The organism is Pseudomonas sp. SDI (assembly GCF_003105155.1).
Taxonomy (GTDB): Bacteria; Pseudomonadota; Gammaproteobacteria; order Pseudomonadales; family Pseudomonadaceae; genus Aquipseudomonas.
In genome coordinates, this window is sequence record NZ_QETK01000044.1 from 17260 (window position 1) to 36023 (window position 18764).

The 18764-nt window shown below is 53.6% G+C and carries 14 protein-coding genes and 1 pseudogene; 4 read left to right on the top strand and 11 right to left on the bottom strand.

What is annotated here, in order from left to right:
• Window positions 1-55 precede the first annotated feature (55 nt).
• The 3 genes from DCO48_RS21405 to DCO48_RS21415 are packed head-to-tail and all read right to left on the bottom strand — an operon-like array spanning window position 56 to window position 3529.
• Window positions 56-850 carry a PP2C family serine/threonine-protein phosphatase gene (locus tag DCO48_RS21405; RefSeq protein ID WP_116552604.1) on the bottom strand — a complete coding sequence of 265 codons (795 nt, stop codon included), beginning with the start codon at window positions 848-850 and terminating at the stop codon, window positions 56-58.
• A gap of 3 nt (window positions 851-853) precedes the next feature.
• Window positions 854-1528 carry a VWA domain-containing protein gene (locus DCO48_RS21410; RefSeq protein ID WP_020309399.1) on the bottom strand — a complete coding sequence of 225 codons (675 nt, stop codon included), beginning with the start codon at window positions 1526-1528 and terminating at the stop codon, window positions 854-856.
• A 33-nt stretch (window positions 1529-1561) separates the two neighbouring features.
• Window positions 1562-3529 (bottom strand): hypothetical protein, encoded by a 1968-nt coding sequence (locus tag DCO48_RS21415; RefSeq protein ID WP_116552605.1) that lies wholly within the window; start codon window positions 3527-3529, stop codon window positions 1562-1564.
• A gap of 406 nt (window positions 3530-3935) precedes the next feature.
• Between DCO48_RS21415 and DCO48_RS21420 the strand changes: the two are divergent.
• A pseudogene (locus DCO48_RS21420) lies at window positions 3936-4297 on the top strand (histone-like nucleoid-structuring protein, MvaT/MvaU family).
• Window positions 4298-4340: 43 nt separating this feature from the next.
• On the opposite strand, the gene DCO48_RS21425 reads toward DCO48_RS21420, so the two are convergent.
• The 4 genes from DCO48_RS21425 to DCO48_RS21440 form a co-directional block, all read right to left on the bottom strand.
• Window positions 4341-5456 carry an AAA family ATPase gene (locus tag DCO48_RS21425; RefSeq protein WP_165840813.1) on the bottom strand — a complete coding sequence of 372 codons (1116 nt, stop codon included), beginning with the start codon at window positions 5454-5456 and terminating at the stop codon, window positions 4341-4343.
• Between the two features lie 191 nt (window positions 5457-5647).
• Entirely contained in the window at window positions 5648-7759 is a 2112-nt protein-coding gene (locus DCO48_RS21430) for an AAA family ATPase (RefSeq protein WP_116552607.1), read from the bottom strand.
• A 2-nt stretch (window positions 7760-7761) separates the two neighbouring features.
• Window positions 7762-8205 carry a hypothetical protein gene (locus tag DCO48_RS21435; RefSeq protein WP_116552608.1) on the bottom strand — a complete coding sequence of 148 codons (444 nt, stop codon included), beginning with the start codon at window positions 8203-8205 and terminating at the stop codon, window positions 7762-7764.
• Window positions 8205-9065: a hypothetical protein gene (locus DCO48_RS21440; RefSeq protein ID WP_116552609.1), complete on the bottom strand. Its 861-nt coding sequence runs from the start codon at window positions 9063-9065 to the stop codon at window positions 8205-8207. The genes DCO48_RS21435 and DCO48_RS21440 overlap by 1 nt, the downstream gene beginning before the upstream one ends.
• An 822-nt stretch (window positions 9066-9887) precedes the next feature.
• Between DCO48_RS21440 and DCO48_RS23055 the strand changes: the two genes are divergently transcribed.
• Complete coding sequence (locus DCO48_RS23055) at window positions 9888-10940, top strand: hypothetical protein (protein WP_256584139.1); 1053 nt, start codon at window positions 9888-9890, stop codon at window positions 10938-10940.
• Window positions 10941-11026: 86 nt separating this feature from the next.
• On the opposite strand, the gene DCO48_RS22790 is transcribed toward DCO48_RS23055, so the two are convergent.
• A complete protein-coding gene (locus tag DCO48_RS22790) occupies window positions 11027-11167 on the bottom strand; it encodes a hypothetical protein (RefSeq protein WP_165840814.1) in 141 nt (46 codons plus the stop codon).
• A 425-nt stretch (window positions 11168-11592) separates the two neighbouring features.
• On the opposite strand from DCO48_RS22790, the gene DCO48_RS21450 reads away from it, so the two are divergent.
• Both DCO48_RS21450 and DCO48_RS21455 read left to right on the top strand, forming a co-directional pair.
• Complete coding sequence (locus tag DCO48_RS21450; RefSeq protein ID WP_305887849.1) at window positions 11593-11715, top strand: aldehyde dehydrogenase family protein; 123 nt, start codon at window positions 11593-11595, stop codon at window positions 11713-11715.
• Between the two features lie 52 nt (window positions 11716-11767).
• Window positions 11768-11965, top strand: coding sequence for an aldehyde dehydrogenase family protein (locus DCO48_RS21455; protein WP_256584141.1), 198 nt, complete (start codon window positions 11768-11770; stop codon window positions 11963-11965).
• Between the two features lie 186 nt (window positions 11966-12151).
• Here DCO48_RS21455 and gmtX read toward each other — a convergent pair whose 3' ends face one another.
• The 3 genes from gmtX to gmtY form a co-directional block, all read right to left on the bottom strand.
• Window positions 12152-12748, bottom strand: coding sequence for a gamma-mobile-trio protein GmtX (gmtX, locus tag DCO48_RS21460; protein WP_116552612.1), 597 nt, complete (start codon window positions 12746-12748; stop codon window positions 12152-12154).
• The gene (locus tag DCO48_RS21465; RefSeq protein ID WP_116552613.1) at window positions 12745-16752 is read right to left on the bottom strand and encodes a VPA1269 family protein; all 4008 of its coding nucleotides are present in this window, start codon (window positions 16750-16752) and stop codon (window positions 12745-12747) included. Before DCO48_RS21465 ends, gmtX begins: the two co-directional genes overlap by 4 nt.
• A gap of 162 nt (window positions 16753-16914) precedes the next feature.
• On the bottom strand, window positions 16915-18366 hold the full coding sequence (gmtY, locus tag DCO48_RS21470; protein ID WP_116552614.1) for a gamma-mobile-trio recombinase GmtY: 1452 nt from the start codon (window positions 18364-18366) through the stop codon (window positions 16915-16917).
• Window positions 18367-18764 lie beyond the last annotated feature (398 nt).

Below are 18764 nucleotides of genomic sequence, written 5' to 3' on the forward strand. Positions count from 1 at the left end.
CTGGCGATTAACCTTGGGGCTAAGACGCTGAGCAGGCGTGGCCTACTTCGCGTTCCTAGCCTGCTTGTTGGCTATTACTGGTGCAGCTGAGTGACAGAACGCCGATGGAGCAATCGTCGGCCGACTTCGCGGCGAAGATCTCCCTCAAGTTACGGTTCAGCGCGTCACGCATATCGCTACGCGTTGAGGTATTACTCCAGGCGAACATCCGCCGTAACGCCGCAGAGGCGGGTGTTTTATCCGACCTCCGGTACAAGCTCTCTGCCGTTCCGTCACTCATGATCACAAATCCAGAACCTTGTGCACAATGACCTCGGTACAACCGAAAGCGATCATGCGCTGTCGCGTCTGTGACGAAGAACGTGGTGTTCGCGTATTCCCCATTGTCGGGATGCGATAGCACCACGATTTGGCCGTCGTCCTGCAGGTGAATGATGCAGCCGTCGCCCACGTGGCCTGCCAGGAACCGGCCTTTGGAGTGCGCGACAAAGAGCAACGTGCTAGCTAAGGCCGAAACAGTGCAGTTCCGCTCCGATGCCTGGCGTTGCAAGGCTGTCAGGCAGTGATCCAGCAGCTCAGCCGTGGCCTGGCTGGGATTCGTTCCGGCAAGCGCCCAGATCTCCTCGAATTGATCCATCAGCAAGCGCGTGGTCGCTTTTACGACAACCCGAGCGCCATGCTCCGAGTGCGATCTGGAGCCGGCACCATCTGCGAGAGCGACACAGGCAACGTCTCGTTGAGCGCGGGCCGCAACGTAGTCCTGACAGGGGGCATTGCTTTGCAGGTGCGACCGTCCGGCGATTTGCCCACACGACGTGCGGTAGGAGTAGCTGCGATCCGCTTCACTCATGAGTTACGCCTGACCCCAAGCTTCGATACCGGCTAGATCCAACGGCACCGTTTCACCAGGAGTCGACTGCGACACGCGCGATACGCTGCGGCTGAGCCACAGGAAGAATTCTTTGAAGTTCAGTCCCTTCAGGCGCAGGGGTGGGCGGCCAGGCGAGAGCAGGGCGAGGGTGTCCATATTGGCGGCGGCGCCGATCGCAATCGGGAACACCGACAGTTTTCGGGTCTCGCACAGCTTTCGGACGCGTTCACTTGCACGGCTGATGTCGTCGGTGGGCTCACCGTCGGTCATGATCACCATCCAGGGTTGGTAGTAGTCGACACCCGCTCGCTGATAGTCGCCTTTGCGAACCTCCAGCAGATCCAGTGCAAGGTTTACACCCTGGCCCATGGCGGTCGTTCCCTCTGCTATCAATGCAGGCACGTCCTGGCGTTCGATTGACATGAAGTCGACCGTCCTTTGCGCCTGACTGCCGAAGGTAACGATGCTGATTTCAGCGGCGTACTGAGCAATCTCGTCATCACGGATTGCTTCGTAGAACATTTGTACTCCAGCCTGGAGTTCTCGAATGGGTTCGCCGCTCATGGAGCCGCTGACGTCCAGCACCAGGCAGATGGGTACCCTTGCGGTTGGGTTATCTACCAGGTCTTCCTGGCTGAGGATGTATTCTTCCTTCATGGTCGATCTCTCAGTTGCATGGTCATCGAAAAATCAGTCGAAGATTGCGCGCCAGAGTTTGCTGAGCAATTCAGCAACCTTGGACTGTTGTCTGGGGCGTTGCGGTACCGATCGCTGTGCATGTATTGGCTGCGGGCGGGTCGGTTGTGCTGCATGCGGCTGCGTCGTGGCTGCTCTGCTGGGTTGCGGCTGCTGGTTCACAGGCTTTGGCGGTGACGGGCGTACTGGCGCTGTCTGGACTGGCTGCGCGGCCCTCGGGCGTGGAGCGCTTACCGGCCGAGCGCTCTGCGCTGGTGGGGCGGGTCTTCCCTGATTCTGCTGTTCCGCTTGTAAGCCTTCTTTATAGCTTTCCTCAGCCATGCGTTTCAGTCGGTATTGCTTGTGACAGTCCTGGCACCACACCTTGCGGCCCTTGCTCGCCTGAATCTGAACATTCTTCTTCGAGGTGGTGATCTTCTTCGAGCATTTCCCGCACGCGACCTCCACCGGATCCCTGATCATGAAGAACGAGGTTGGGAAGATTTCGTTAGCTAGATATCCCTTTTTTACAGAGAAGCGGTAGCGGGATAGCAGGTCGATCCACTGCTCAATGGAGACCCTGTCATTCTGTCGGAAGGTGCGGTGAAACGCTTCGCGGACGTCTTTTTTCAGGTGATTCCAAATGATCTCCCAGGATCCCCTAGGAGCGTTATCTCCGGTGTGGTTGTCCTTGTCGCTGAAGTCGCGATAGGGAAACTTCATCGCCTTGATGTTATCCGAGGGTGACCCGCCGCCTTGCTGCGAGTACGGCGGTTTGCCGGGTAGCAGAATCATGAACAGCATGGTTGCCACCGCGAAAAGCTCATGGCTTCGAGTGCGCAGGAAGCTTTCGTAGGCAACACCCTGGATCTCGGGCGCAGTGAAATTCACAGTACCCACCGGACAGGGAAAGCCCTCGATCTGGAAGCTGTCTGTATCAACCAACCAGAGCTTGCTGCTGTCCTGGGTGACCAGAAGGTTCATCGGGTTGATGTCCCCCACCAGAATGTTCAGGCTGTGCAGGAAGCGTAGGTGTTCAAGGAAGGCAAGGCAGAGATTGAGCAGGTCAATACGCCCCCAGGTCGGGTACGACTTTTCGAGGACAGGTTTGACGAACATCGAGACCTGCATCGTTTTACCTTGAGCCTTCGGCATGAGGTAGCCGACGAACTCGGCGTGTCGGTTGAACAGAAGATCAGTGGGCCAGCAGATGCCCTCGCGGTTGATCTTGCGCGACACCATCAACTCAATCTTCTGACGTTTGAGCCGGGTCATCTTTCCCTTGTGGTAGATCTTGCACACCAGGGAGGGGGTATCGGTTTCGTAAATGACTCCTTCACCGCCTTCGCTGATCTTTTTGCCCAACACCATCCGTTTTCCACCGGGTGTGACAACGGCGTCGTTTGAGCCGGGGAGCATTTTGACGTCGACGTTTACGTCGGCAGTGCTCATGGGGGTGCGGTGCTCGGCAAACGGCTTGAGCGGGCCAGGGCTTGGCCGTAGCGTTTGGGATTGAGGGGGCGTTGATGCTTGAGTTTGAGGCGGCCATTTGTGACAGGCCACGTCGGCAGCCTCCGCCTGGCCCTTGAAGTGATCATCGCAGGTGACCACGGCCATCCCGTAGTCGCGGGCCACTTCAATCAGCTGGGCGTTCATGCCCTGTGCGGTGAACACCTGGCGCTTCAAGATGAACGCAGAATCATCATCGAATCGAAACTTGGCCAGCAAATCACCTGAGAGGATGGGCTCGCCAGTGGGGAAGGAAGCGATACCTTTCGCATGACCGCCCTCAATCTGCGATAGGACGCGCTCGGCGTTCTGTCCTTGAACGGTAGGCTTGCCTCTATGCTCGATGAGCGTCGTCATCACCTGAGCCAGGAGCACGGGCAGATTATTCTTGACGCGAATTTTCGTGATGATGTCTGGGTAGGCGAGGAGCACTCCCGCGTCGATCAGCACTTTTCGAATTTGTCGTTCCTTCATGGGCTCGGGGCGTTGCGCGATTCCATACGATTGGGTCGCCCGAGCTTACAACGAAAGCCCTTCCCCGATTGGCTGTCCCGCGCGGGGATGGCTCTTGGCCACCGATGGATCAGGATTTTTGTGATGGGCATCACGTTTTTTATTCTGCGGCCAGGGCGCTTTTTGGCTGGAACAGCGATGAGGCGTGGCTGGTGATTGGTAATTCGTCGGCTGTCAGGATGCTCATCATTTCTGTGAGGAGGAGCGAAGCCGTGGTACACCGGCCAGTAGCCACTGGCTCTAGGAGGAAGATTAGGGCAGCAAGCAGCCGTAGACACGGCTCACCCCCTTAGAGTCCTTTGGCTCAACTTTTATGGTTTACACTAGGCCAATCGTCTACATCATGATCATTGTTTGAGGAAGCTTCATGTCTCGTTTGGCAGAATTTCGTGAACTGGAAAAAAGCTGGCCTCGCAGTTGGCAGAGCTTGAACTGCTCAAGGGCAGCAGTGAGCTAAAAAAAGAAATTGAATTCGAAACCCAGCTGCGTCACTTGCTCACGGAGTATGGCTTCAGTCTCAAAGACATCATCAATGTTTTGGATCCTCAGCGCGTGCGTCGCGCACCTGCGGTGGTCGAGAAAGCTCCGCGTCGGACTCGGCAGCTCAAGGTTTATAAGAACCCGCACAACGGTGAGCGGATCGAAACCAAAGGCGGTAACCATCGGTTGTTGAAAGAGTGGAAAGCTGAGCATGGTGCTGACGTCGTAGAAAGCTGGTTGGCGAACTGATCGACCCGGGAGCCGCCGTTTAGGCGGTTCCCGCTTCGATGGGTTAAAGCCGCATATCTATAAGTTCTTCCGTCAGGCTCATGCACTCGGCTGCTGCGGGAGAGTGAGGGGCAATATCTAGCAGTGAATGGAAGTAGCAATAACCCTCCCAGATCGACTTCTCTTCATTGAAATTATCGATCACCACATCGTGAGCTGAGGTCAGTCTAACGCTCAGGGGCGGAATGGGCAGTTCCATGATTTTTCTGAAGATGCATTCCCGATACCGATAGCGTTGGTACCGCTCGTTTCTAAGTTTTTCGAAGACTTCTGGTGAGATGTCCTTGCGGTCGCCCAGGAACTCCACGAGCTCACGGCTTTGTCCTCCAATGTCGTAGCGCGTCAACAAGCTGAAAATTTTTGGCAGTTTCTTTCTGGACGGTTCGCCTTTCAGTCGATCTATAAACCGTCGAGCAGCCCTTACCGAGAGTACGCAATAACTGTCGACGATTACGGCAATGATGTCGCAGTTGTCCTTGAGCAGCTTGAAGTCGTACTTCACGTCGAGCAACAGATAGTCGTACTTCTGCTTCAGGTTATCCAGCGTGTGAACGGATTGCTGTTTTCGCTTCAGGGTATCGATATCTTCTCGCAGGTAAAGATGGGCGATCTCCTTGTCAGGGCAAGCTTCCAGGTCTCGGTCGATCTTCTTGGCAAGGTTCTTCGCTTCAGAGGGGTGGATCACGACATCCCGAAGGTCGTAGATGTCCACGGCGCTCACCAGGCTGTTGGCCTCAGGCCCCTCTCCAGCGCTGACCATCGAACGATAGACCGCGTCGTCAGTGATGATTGCCACCCGCATGCCCTTGAAGGCCAGGCACGCTGCCACGTTAACCGTGATGGGCGACTTGCCAACACCTCCCTTCGAGCTGGTGATGCTGATCACGTGCGACCTGCGATGGGGGTCTAGGTACTCGCGTAGATCGTTGGGGATGGGGATGCCCGCGCGCAAGAAGAACAAACGCAGCGCAGCGGGAGATGGCTTGCGCTTGGAGGGGGCGTCACTCTCCCAGGCTCGCCATGCCCGCCACGTGACTGAGGCCCACTTCGCAGCCTGGTTTACGTTGAGCTTACGATCCAGCCGAGCTTTCCTGAGCTGGCCGGCCACTGAATGTCCCATGGTGCAACCCTCTTTCGTCATGAAGTGGGTTTAGCGTAGTGGGCTATATCCGATCAAAAAAGTAGGCACAGCGCTCCGGGGCCAGCGATCTGCTGACCCTGAAGCGACTTGCTTGAGTGTTGCGCTCGAAGCCTTGGCGAAGGCTCCCAGCGTGGTAGGAACAGGTAGGTATCGCGGTCACGTGACTGGCATCATTCGCCAACAGGATCGGTGTCGCCGCCTGGAGTGATTGCCTTATCGCCCAGTTTGATGAGTTTGAAATCCACGTTGTGGGTGGACTCGCGGTAGGTTGATTCGCTGTCGTCGAAAGACGCCGCAACGATGCTCTGAAGGTCTTTGGCTGCCGCGAGCTTCATGAACAGGGCTTGCTGGCTTTTAGTCGCCATGGAGTGCTGCCCAGGTTCATCCAGAAGAAGAAAACCTGGATGGTTACCGTTCACCGTTGGGTGCGAAGAGGTTTCGTACAAGGTGAAGATGTAACTCCATATCAGGCGGACAAAGTCGCTTGCGCTCGATTCCTGGGCGATGTTGCTGCTGTCTCGTGACGAACGCTCCTCGGAGGCTTGTTTGATCTCGCTGAAATCTTTTTGATAAATCTCTCTGAGTTCTATCTTGGCCAGTTCTGGCAAGAGATTATCTGTGTTGAAGATGATGTCTTTGACAGGTGCGCTGTGGTAGTCGAATGCGCCTACGTTGGATCTGAACAGCTTCGCAAACAGATCGTATTTTTTCTGGTCTGTCTCGGAGTAATGTTCTTTGGGCAGGTCGGCACGGGCTTTCTGGTTTAGATCGACCTCAATGGCGAGGGCTTCCAGCTTTTCCAGGCGCTCCCGGTTGCGCTGAGAAAACATCGAGGCCTCCTCGATGTCCATCTCCATTTGTAGCTGCTGACGTAGATTAGCTTTCGAGACTGTTGAGGTCGTCGTAATGTCGGTTCTCAGCGCGCGCAGCCTGGATTTGGATTCGGAGATGCGCCGTGTTAGATCCTCACTGGTGACAGTGGTTTCTCTCATGGATAAGGCGATGGAGGCACTGTCGCGCTCCAGCATTCGGATCTGTGACTGCAGGTAGTCAATGTTGGTCTTGATGTCCATATGGGGCGTGTGCTCATGGAGGTCAGTCAGGGAGTGACCTACATCCTGGTGACACGCCGGGCAGACATCCTTGGCAATGCTCAGATCCAACGATGCGCCGAAGTTGATGAGTTTTTGCGCAGCTTTGTTTTTAATGAGTTCGTCTTGGGCTTGCTTCAGGTGAACAGTGTTAGCGCTGCGTGAAGCCCGGTGCAGGGTGAGTTCGCCCAGAGTCGCCTCATACGCAGCGGTCAATCTCAGCAGCCTTTCGGTCTCCGCCTCAATCTGCTTGAGCGTGGCTTCAGGAGTTGCATCCTTCCATTTCGTTTCTTCTTGCTGAAGTCTCAGCAGAGCTTGGAATTGGCTGTTTTTATACTCATCCAGGCTCATTGGGCCTTGAGCCGTACGCTTGAGGTAGCTCACTTCACTGGCGTGGAACACCGCCGTAGGCGCCGGGGGTAGACTCACCACTTGGATCGAGTTTTTCAGCGCATCATTTGAAAGCGCCTTGGTTATGTCAAGCCAGGCAGTGTTGAGCTGGACAGATTCGTGGTCAAGCCTCGCGCGTTTCGCATCCAGTTCGAATACGTTGGTGCCGACGAGGTAGTCCACAATTTTGATGCGGGCGTCACGGACGCCGAAATAGGGCAGGTTGGCAATGTAATCCGTCCACCCCCGTTTCTGCTCAATGGCCAGCGCAGCAAAGACGTACTGCAGATAGAGCTTTGTCTGTGTGCCACTCTTGTGCGGTACCTGAGGCAGGTCAAGGCCGAGGAATTTTTCCAGGTAGGTGTAGTAGCCTTCCTCGATCTGTGCGCTGCCACCGTCGTGCAGGTAGCGGTAGAGCGGTTCGGCCTGTTCGCCTTTGGTCAGCACCGCGCACTCTTGGATCTCGACAAGTCGCGGATCGACCTTTTCTTCCCTGATTTTGCGAGTCACGGTAATGGTTTTACCGTTCGACTCTAGTTCCATCATGACGAGAGAGCGGGTGATGAAGCACTTTCGCCCGCCATACTCGACATAGTCTTTCAAGACGTAGGTCAGGGCTTTGTCGTTCTGGGCACCGAGCAGCTGCTCCATGCCCAGTGCATAGAGGATGCTATGGACAATGGTACTTTTACCGGCTGAGTTACGCCCGCGAATGATGTTCAGGTTGCGCTTGAAATAGGTCAGAAAGCCAAACGGGCCTTCGTTGGTATCAATTGAGATCTTGATCGATTTGATGAACACGGTTATTCCCATTCCTTGGATACGGTCTTAACCATATCTTCCGTAATTTTCTTGCCGATTTTGAGTAGCGCTGTTTTTTCCTCAACCATGACGCTCTTGTCGTCCATGATCGTTTTCACAAGCTGTTTGCCTTTGATAGACAGTTCAAAGCCCGTGGTAGTAGGTTCGATCAGCTGATCGCTGTAAGCGAGGTTGAGCGCCATGGAAAGGGCTGGGTCGAATCCCCAGACCGGTAGCGTGATCTGTCCGAGGTCGGCAGCAAGCCTCATCGTTTCGACACGGGGTGGCGTTTTTATCGCCCAGTTCATGAGGTGCAGTTTTACCAAGCTACATTTGTCGCCACGCCCGGTCAGGTGCATGATCAAAAGGGCTTGGCATATCTTGTAGATGGGCCGCAATTCCGTCAGTACTGGGCTGGGCCGTGAGGTGAATTTGAGCGTGGCCATTAGTAGAAGTCCACCTGGCAGACGGCCAGCCAGCGAGCCATTGTCCTTCGGATGATCTCGTCGGCAGTGGTTGCATCGATGCTCAAAAGCTCATCGCCGACCAAGCGCTCCTGCAACTTGGTTTTGACCTTCTCAACCAGCTGATCAGGGTCGCCAGTGATCGTGAATTTCCACTCTTCAATGTTGTTCTCAAAGCCATGTAAGGCCCTGGCCAACTGGAAATACGTTTGAGGGTGAGAGTCATACAGGTTCTGGAAGTAGCTGTCGTGATCGAGGAACGACTTCTTCGTGACCCTCAATAAACCCTCAGCCGCCAATGCGCCCTTCTCAGCCATGCGCAGGTTGGTCTTGCGCTCCAAGTTGTCGTCATACTCGGTGTTGCCTTCGTTGACCTTGGGTATTTCATGCAGGTCTTGGCCCAAAGAAATGGGCAAGCCCTCGAATTTCTTTTGCTGATTGATCTCTTGCATGTAATAACCGGCATCATGCACGTAAACAGTGAAATCCTCATGAAGGTGGGGCAGTTTCCACTCTCGGACTTCGGTCTGTTTTTCTACAGCGTGCGACAGTATCTTGTTATGGATAACGTCAGGGGTTATCAGGTACCAGCTCTTGATCCGCGTGCCACCTAGAATGGTGCACAGGCTCTTCTCGTTGTCTTTTAGCTTCTTGAGATCCTGGGTCATCTTGTCCCGCTGCTTCTCATAGAGCTCTTTACGCTCATAATGGAAGTCGGGGCAATAGCATTGGAACGCGAGGCCTGTACTTCGGGTAAAACCTTCAATGCCAAAGTCACCCGGCGTAGCAGGTACATGCTGATACCCTTCAGCGCCGTACTTTGCCTTTAAGACGAGCTGCATCAACAATTCCCAACTGGTTCCGTTAAATGCGCCCACTGATGTATTAATCAAAGCTTACCTGCCCCGCTGCATCAGGTTAATCCATTCCCGCCAAACTGCGTCAGCCGTGTTGGAGTCAAAAGACCGTATCGGGCGAAGCTAGCAAAATGCCGCCATCTGGTCTAGTTATCGCGTGGACGGGTGATCAAAAAAAGCTGGATATAAATACAGTATAAGTGGTTGGTCAGGTCGTCACTGTCTAACCAAAGGTCGCCAGGAAAGGTAAAGCGCGGCGAGAGTCACGCACACGACAACCATTATTTGTCCTGAACGGTGCTGCCAATGCAGTGGGTCTCAGGGCGCAAATGGCCGTGTCAGTTCTCTCGAATAGCCGGGCCTCTTTGCAGCTACGGGCGAGCAATTGCAACCCTCTACCACCTTCTGCTGTGCTAACAACCTCCAAGCTGTCGATGCCGACCTGGCGCTCCCAGAAACCAGGTGGCACAGGTCGGTAGAACGTGCTGTGCATCGAGAGGTAAGCGTCGGTAAAGGGGGCTGGAGGGGTAGTCGAGGCATTCCCAGGGTTACCCTGGTGGAGCATGGCTGTAAGCACTTATGGTGGATCCTGAGGGCGGATCTGCCGTGGGGTGAGGGAGGGCGAAACTAGGTTGATTGGGATCAGAGAGGCGCTGATTGGTCGTCCTGGCCTAGCCTGTGATTGGGAGCGGGCAGGCGCTCGGATGACCTTGGCCTGGGTGAAGAGAAAGCTGTTCGACGGGGGGCGCCACTTTGCTAAGGTTAAGACCTACGCAGTTAATGGTCTACTTGCAGGGATGCCCACACATGGTTGAACAAGAGCCGCCCCCGGATTATGCCGGTAAACCCACTGTCTACTTAGACCAGAATGTCCTCGACCTCGTGGTGAAGGAAAAGGATCCGGCGTTTTTTTCTCGGCTGATGAACGATTATCAGGTGGTTTATTCTGATGAGACCCTCAGGGAGATCAAGCGCAGTGGGCAGCCTGAAGTGTTCCTCGCTGCCTTGGAATCCATGAGTGCGATGCACTTCAAGTTCCAAACCGATCATACCCTCCAGCCCACTGGGGGCATGCTGATCACCAGTCATTCGCCGTTTCAGACCTATGCAACCTACCTGAGTAATGAGCCGATCTACGATGTGATGCTGGCCGCTGCTCATCAGACCAATCTGAAACTCTATGGCGGACGTAAGGACAGCAGCTTTTCAGCCATTTCTCGCGAGCAAGTGGAAGCGTTCAATGCCTTCATGTCGCATGCGTCCGAGCAATTGGCGCTGGTGGGTGAGGAGCAGCCGGAAATCGCCACTGCGATGAAGCAATACATGGACATGCTCCAACGCCAGTTCGAAATTGCGATTGAGGTGTCGAGTGGGGAGCTGGAAAAATACATAGACGATGCCTCGGGCCAGTCAGGCATTCAGGCCTATCGCAGCGCGGTGGGTGTCGGGCCTGTACAGCTCAACAATGTTCAGCCGCCCAATGTCATCCGAAAATTATGGGAGATGCACCAGGAGCTGAATGGCTACAGGGGCATGGGCTATGTCATCGAGGATTTTGTCGGGATCTCACTGCACCCCATCTATGGGCGAGAGATGCACCAGCATGAGAAGGTGACCAGTGTCTACAACGTGCTCAACGTGATCGGTTACAAGCCAGACAGCAGCCTCAATAAAGAACACCGTCACATTGCAGCGATCAGCGACGCCGCGCATGCGTCAGTCGCCTCCCACTCGCACGTACTACTAAGCGCAGACACGGCCTTCGTCAGCAAAGTGCGGGCGATTTACGAGTTCTTGGAGATCTCGACAAACGTCTATCTCGTCACCTTCAAGGACGGCCAGATCTGGATTGAGGATTGAAGCCCCAAAGGATGCCACCTCGCGATCCATTCCGAGTGCACCCACAGGCTGTTGGTGCACTCGGAGAGCGCTGTTGATGTAGGACGTCAGTGGCTCATTGGAAAGGTCGGATCAATGATCAGAATGGGCTTGAGGGTGGTGCCTTTTTCGCTGTCGGCCGCTGCTTCGTTGATCTTGTCGAAAGGATAGAATTTCACCATCCGGTCGAACGGGAAGCGTCCTTGCATGAGCAGGCGTACCAGGTCTGGGATGAACTTCTGCGGTACGCTGTCTCTCTCGCAGATGCCTCGGGTGCTTTTCCCGTTGATGAGCAGTCGTTAACATCGAACGAGACCAGGGCGCCCAGGTGCGACGCGCCGACCAAACTCACACTGCCAAGCCCACCCAGAGCATCGACAGACTGACTCAGAACTGCAGGGATGTTCATCCACGACGGCATCTATGCCCCCCTTCATCGACAAGCTGACGCAAGCCGTTTCCCGTATCACCTTGGGCGATCCGATGTCCGAGTCCACGCGCCTCATTTGCTTGATCAATCAGAAGCAGGGGGAGACGAGTCCTCAGCTACATCGGCGTAGGGCGAGAGGAGGGTGCGAAACTGCTCATCGGCAGACAGCGCCGTGACATTGCGGGACATGGTTATGGCTAATTCATTGAGCCTACCGTGTTCGAAGCAACGAACCGGATGCACATTACGCAAGAAGAGATCTTCGGCCCGGTGCTTTGTGTGATTGGCTGGAATGATTACGACGCCATGGTCGAACAGGCCAAATGACGTGCTGTACGGCCTAGCATCTGGGATCTATACGTCCAAGCTGGCCAACGCCATGAAGACCGCAGTTCTGCTTGAAGTCGGCAACGTCTGGATCAACCAGTATTTCAACCTCAAAAGTCGCGCGCCGTTCGGGGGCTTGAAGGAGAGCGGGATCGGCCGCGAGTATTGTCACGATACCCTGAATCAGTACTCCCACGTGAAGTCGATCACTGTGCAAACTCAGATCAATCAGCCCTGGTTCGCACTGTAGAAAAGGCCCTGGGCGCCAGGACTTTGGGTGGCAGCCCGCCTGTGGTTGGGGCTGAAAAGGTCGCCACCTTCAGGGGTAGCAAGGCCGGGTTATGGCGCCGGAGATCCTGGCGCCGAGGATGTTCTTGGCGTCGCGAGGGTTCCTGGCGACGAGCCCACAGAATGTGCTGTAGACCCGCTTCGCTGCTCAAAGGTGCTCAAGCGCTTTTTTCAACGCATCGAATGTGCCTGGACGGAACAACTGCTCGCCGTTCGGGCCGTATGCATCTCCGCGAGCACCAAGTGTAAGTGAGCGTTCAGAGAGGAACTCACTTGAAACAAGGTACTCAAGTGCGCGCCGTTCGCCGGGCGAAAGTTTAAATAGCTCGGAGGGTTGCTGGCGTGTGTCGATGGAGATGATTTTATTGGGTGGCACAATCTCTCGAAGCTTGAACTCCGAGGCTTTCAACTCCGCTAAGAGCATATTGGTTAATAATTTCTGTTCGCCAATCGGGAGCGCGTCAATCCAAGCATACTTGCCAGCCACTGGTTTCGGTTTTGCGGGTACCTCGGCGGCAAAGGCGTCGATCAGCGCGCGGTACCGGGCACCTCCTTCATTATGAAGGCTCTGTTTGGCCGGAACGCCGTATACCTTGCCGAATTTAGCGATCGTGGCATAACTGAAGTCAGTACTCTTGCGCTCCTTCTGCTCCTGGCAAGCCAGATAAACAGCGTCAAGGGTTTTATGCACCCGAGGCGGACTACTGGCCTTGAGGCTTTCAAGGATTTCTTCAGGCGACATCATACATAGGCCTCTTCATCGTATTCGATCAATGCGTGTGGATGGGGGGCGCGGCCAAGCTTCTTAGACAGGCCGCTGGGCTGCTTAGGGTATGGTTTTTCATCTTGTTCGAGAGCCAGCACCTCTTGAGCTTTCGCGCCAGACAGCAACTGTTTAATGGAATGTTCCGACAGCCGCTCATCCTCGGGAAGATCACGCATCAGAAGGCGCCCCTCTACCACCGCATCAAGCTTTGTCCACGAGTTAAGTCGGGATAACATGAACTTGGTTAGCTGGTTGCCGATAGTCAATTGCTGTTTTGCGTCCAGCATGAAAAGCGACGGCTTCATTTCATTGAACTGGATCATTCGGTCGAGAAGCTGGGTGCGGGGTGTAACCGCCAGTTCTGCCTTTGCAGAAACATAGATCTCAGCATTTTCGCAAACTTCGTTCAGTTGATGAAAGAATGACGTTTCATCTACTTGAAGCGTGGTCTCATGATCACTGTGCATAATCAGCTGGGTCGAGTCAGCGTCATCGTCGTTTTCAATGCGCTCGTTCATGACAGCCTGGCACTGGCCGGCAAGCCGGTTGATAGAGTTCATGTCCGACAAATACATGTTCGCTTTCTGGGAGGCAGTCTCTATCTGCCCCTTAATGGCGAGCTTTTCGAGTTCGAGTTCGCGAATGGGCGTTTCGTCAAATACCAGCCCTTTTTTCTCCATATCATACTGCTGATAGCCAAGTTCTTGTAGGTGCTCGTCGATATCGGTGACTTTCTGGCCCATGCTGTTAAGGTGGTCAAATTGCATTCTGGCAGCAAGTGAAATTTCATTAGCCAGGGAAAGAAGGCCGCCTAAGAAAACGGGCCCCGTTACAAAGTGACGGCAACGGATGCAGTTTTCGCTGCCCAAGTAACCGGCGGGAACTGCTATGGCCTTACCAAGCTCATTCAAGTAGCCGTCGTGGCATCGGCTACCAGCAAACGTGCAGAGGCCGTAATCTCGGAATAATGCACTGCCAGCAGCGATGTCTCCTGCGAAACGTTTGATGGCTTCCTCGTTGTTGGCGACGAGTTGGCCTTTAACTGCATTGGCTCGGCCTTGCTGAACCATTTGCCAAACAGCTTTGGCTCGATCTGCTAATGCCCGTTTTTCTCCTTCCTCAAACTTCATGCGCAGCATTTCTCCATTCGCTTTGACATAATAGATGGACATGATTACTGAGCTGTGGCCTGCAATCTTTACAATATCTTCAAGAGGCAGTCTGAACTCCATCACGTACGCAGTAATGAGGCTGACCCTCATTGTGTGGGCTGTGTACTGAGAGGAATATGAGCTGACGTTAGTCGGATCGCCCTGAAGCGTGGCCAGCTCTATCTCAGGTGGCTGAATGTTATAAAGTGCAATGGCAATCCGCCAGCCTAGGCGTAAGCCAAAACTTCCGATGCATTCTTCTTTGTCAAGATCTCGAAATAGGAAGCAGTTTTCTTGCTTTGCCTTTCGATCTTCCAAGTTCAAGTTGGTGTTTTCGCAGTCTTCCCATCGCATGGGTTTGCTAATGGGGTTGTACTTTGTTTGCCAATTTCGAAAGCGGATGCACCAGATTGCCAGCGCCTCCGGCAACCAAGGGATATCGTACTCTGGCTTGGTGCGTGACGTCTTATTGGTCGTGATGTGCATACCAATTTCGTCCTTGGGGTACTTTTTTACAAATCCCTGGTTCTTCTTGCAACCACGAAATGGCGAGGGATTGGGTTTCCAAATAATTTCCCCATCTTCCAGCACAGGAATTTCATCGTCGCCTTCACCGGAGTCGACGTAAGCCAGTTGTATTCCGCGAACAGGGACAGATGCCAGTGCGTAAGTATGCATCCAGGAACCCGGGAACCAAATTTTATACTTTCCTTTTTCGCACTTCCAGACGCAGTCTGGGTCGTCACGGTCAATTTTGTTTTCGTCAACATCAAACCAGTCTGCTTTGAACTCGTGCAGGTGGGTCAGATCGGAAAAGCTTGTGGCGTTCGGGGGGATAATCCATTCTTTGAGTTCGTCGACGAAGTGGTAAGCCAGCGCAGGTTTAACCGTCTCCGTGGGAGTTATGACGACGCCAATGTCTTTGTTCAGTGGCGCGAATGGATCGCGCGCGCCGAGAATCAGAGTGCGCTCACCGGTGTCCTCGCAAGTGATGCACAGGTTGTCTTTGATAAAGCTCTCTGCAAACTCTCGCAGCGCGTGTACAGCTTTGCGTTGTTGGGTTTCTTTAATGCTCCCAATGAATAACTCGAATTCCGTCAGTGTGAATCTGTCGGTAGTGAATATTGCTGTAGGATCTTGGCCAATCTTTAGTGGGACGAGGAAGTCTCGGACGAACCTCACCAAGTAGTTCTCTTTGACGCTGCCGCCTCTTACCGTTTTTAGATGCGAGCCGATAACAAATTGCCAGGCTGCATGGCTTTTAGGGATGGTGACGATAGTGTACGGTTGCGTCCGGCCCAAATAATCAGCCCAGTTGATCCATGAACCTTGATACACTTTGTCCGGTGCGAATGGGAAGCGCCGATCATCACTGGCTACAATATGTTTTTTATAGTCACTGGCGGAAAGAATGCTTAGCTCTTTCAGCAAGTCTTTGGCTTCTTCGAAAGAGTAAGGTTGAACGATATCGCAAAAATCATACCAGTCGATCCAGTCGTTATGGAAATCACGATGTGGGTTGGCTGGCAGGCAGGGGTAGAGTGCCTGTTTTTGACGATACTCAGCGCTATTTTTTATGCCAATTACTTTAACGGCGAATTTGGCTTCCTCGTAAGTGGAGCACCGTTCAGGAAGGATAAATTCCTGCCAGGAAGTAAATTCTTTGTACACCTCGCGGGGCGTCAGCGGGAGCTTTGGGTCAAGGTGCGCAAGTTTTGCGTAATCTTTAGTGGTCACAACTCCAAGCGCCCTTGCAGCTGCACCCGCAGAATGCATTGTTGGGTAGAAATCACCATAAAGGAATGCTCTCCAGCCGGTCTCAGGCCACTGGTCTTTATAGATGATGTCCGGGCATCTCGGCAGCAGGCTGTCCTCTCGGAATCGGTTCAAATACTCGGACTTGGTTTTAATTCCGAGTCGCTGGACAGCCGCTGTCGCGTGATCAATGGTTTCATATGTTGGGACTGTACCAAGAAAATGCTCCCAGCTCATCCATGCGTCTTTGTATGCTTTAGACGGGTCTTTTGGGAGTTTTGGATCTTCTTCTGAATAGCAAGCAGCATACTCTTCAGCTGTGCTGATGCCTGCGTCTCGTGCAGCCTGCTGCGCTTCGGAGTAAAGTTTATAGGTCTCCGTGTTTTGCTCAAGGAAGGTCGGCCAGTCTACCCAGTGTTTTTTGTAAGTGTTGTATGGCGAGGCTGGAAGCTCGGGATGTGACTTTTTCAATTCGTAATATTGGCGGCCCGTTTTGATGCCATGCTTAGCGACGAAGGCCTTGGCTTCTTGGTATGTCAGTAGCGTGGGACGTCTCTCAATGCCGAGATAGTCGTACCAGCCGTTCCATTCTTTATATATAAGGTGAGGGGCAGCATAAAGCTTTGGGTCGACACTCAAGCAGGTGTCTTTGTAATCTTGTAGGGTTCTGAAGTTATAGGAGCGCGCAATCAGCCTTGCTTCAAAGAAGTCCTGGTACTTTTCTCCTTTGTCGAGGAAGTCGTTCCAGCTGATCCATTCCTTTTTATATTGTACGTCTGGGCGAGAGGGTAGGTGCGGATCTTGCTTGTATTTCTCTTGGTAGCTTTGTGCACAGGTTATGCCTAGTCCAAGGGCAACAGCCTTTGCTTCTTCATAATCATGAATCTTGACTTTTATCTTGCCGAAAAATTCGCCATAGCCTGTCCATTGATTAACGTACATTTGGTATGGGGCTGAAGGGAGCATGGGGTCTTCAGAGCGCCGTTTGTTATACTCGGTGACTGTATTGATTCCTAACTTAATGCACGCTGCGCGCGCTTCTTCATAGGTTTCATAGAATTTTTGCTTGGGTGCCATGGTCTGTAGTCCTTATATCAATAGAGCTAAATTTCAGGCGCGCAGGCGTGCAGGTTCGCTCTTGAGCCTTGTGCGCAAAAGTTTTAATTAGCTGTCCGGGCCGTCTAGGTTAAAGGCAGTTGGTCGGCAGCTGTGGCGTATTTGGCGCTTGTTGCGCGATTGTTAACTCCTGGATTTTGTTATCCGCCGGTAGCTGGCGATAGGTCGACCGGGAGGCGCATATTCTTCAGTTACGCAGTTTTCGGCAGTTTGTTTGGCGTTGTTTCTCGATTCGACGGTGCGCATCCGTTCCCGCACTTCCTGATCTGTCGGTTGTAGGTATACAAGGCAAGAATCAGGATGTGCATGATGCATCGAGCGCTGAATTTCAATTTGGCTAAAGCCATTTTCTGCAAGTCGGTAACCATACGCATGCCGATGGCCGTGTTCACTTGTGCCGTCGTATTTGTAACAGCGCAATCCGATCCTCTCGACAGCGGCTCTGTGGAGCCGTTGGAAGTTCTTAATGCTTTCAGGTCTGCCCTTTAAATTCGTAAAGGCGAAAGGATGCCTACCTCCGGCGTCTACCCGTTGGTATAGGAGATAGTTTTGAAAGGCGAGCAGAAACTCCTGAGATTTAGAAGGTGGATAGAAGTCGACGGTAAAAAACATTTGCTTGTTCGTCGTGGGTGCTTTCCAGCCCGCGTGCAGCGATTCCGATTTCAGATAGTCTGTTCGCGGTTTCATGCGAAACTTGCGAAGCAAGTAGTCTTCACGATCTTTATAGCCTTTCTCAGGTGCTCTGCCTTTAGACGGATGATGGATTCTGACGATGGCCTCGCAGCGCTCTACGTCTATTTCGATATCGTCAAGATAGATGTGGAATAGTTCGCTCTTTCGAAGCCCGCCATAATGCATCAGAAGGGTCATGGCCTGGCTTTTGTAATCAATACGCAGATGCTTGTGCTCACTGCGAGAGCTGGCTACTAGGCAACCGTCATCAATCAGCGTGTTGAAGTGCTCTTGAGGAAAACGTTTAACTTCGTCAAGGATCACAGGTGACGCTCTCTCTCTTCCTACTTCACGCCTAAAATGATTCATCTCTCGCTCTTCGTCTGACGTTAAGTGGTTGAGAAGCTTGTTGTCTTGACGATGGTGATAAGCGCACCAGTTCAATTTCTCTTCGTGCTTCGTGGCTTCTCTAATCGGATTCATGACCACGCCGCTGTGCCCCGGCTGCTTGGTCAGCCAGTCGGTGTATCCGGTCAGTAGGCAAATGATGTCATCCGCATTCTCCTGGCTGCGGTTGGGCCAGTAGAGGCCCGTCGGATCTTCCAGGTTGAGGTCGATAGTCCCGCTCTTTAATGCGGCCCGAAACGATTTCAGGAGCGTGGTCGGATTGTGGAAGGGAAGGCCGCTCAGCGTGATGTAGTCCAAGAGCATCGCCACGGAGGAGGTCACCTTCACTCGCCACGAATTACTCCTGGTTTTCTCGCTCAGGTATTGGAGCAAGGAGACGAGTACTCCCTGGCTGGTGATCAATCCCGGAAGGCGGATTTTTTTGAGCCGGGTGGGGCTCTGGTATTCGACCTTGATCTTGATGGCCGTCAGCGGCGGCATCTTCATGATTTGCATCAGCGCTGTGCTCCCAGGCAGGTGGGGAGCTGGCTTGCGGATGGCATTTGGTTAGGGTCTAGGCTTGGGCCTGGGCTCAGGTGGTGATGACGTGCGCGGGGAGTGGGCGCGCCGGCCTTGGCGGTCACGGGCTGACGGGATGCGAGGGCATAGGTCTCTGCTGGAAATGCGGCACTGAAAAAAATCTCAGCTGACATGCTTGACGCCTTAAGTACACTCGGTGTACTATTAAAATGTCCATTGGTATAAGATTTTACCATTGCGAATTCTCAGAAAACAGCCCATTTGGGCTACTTTTTGTCGCACCCGCACCCGCACCCGCACCCGCACCCGCACCCGCACCCGCACCCGCACCCGCACCCGCACCCGCACCCGCACCCGCACCCGCACCCGCACCC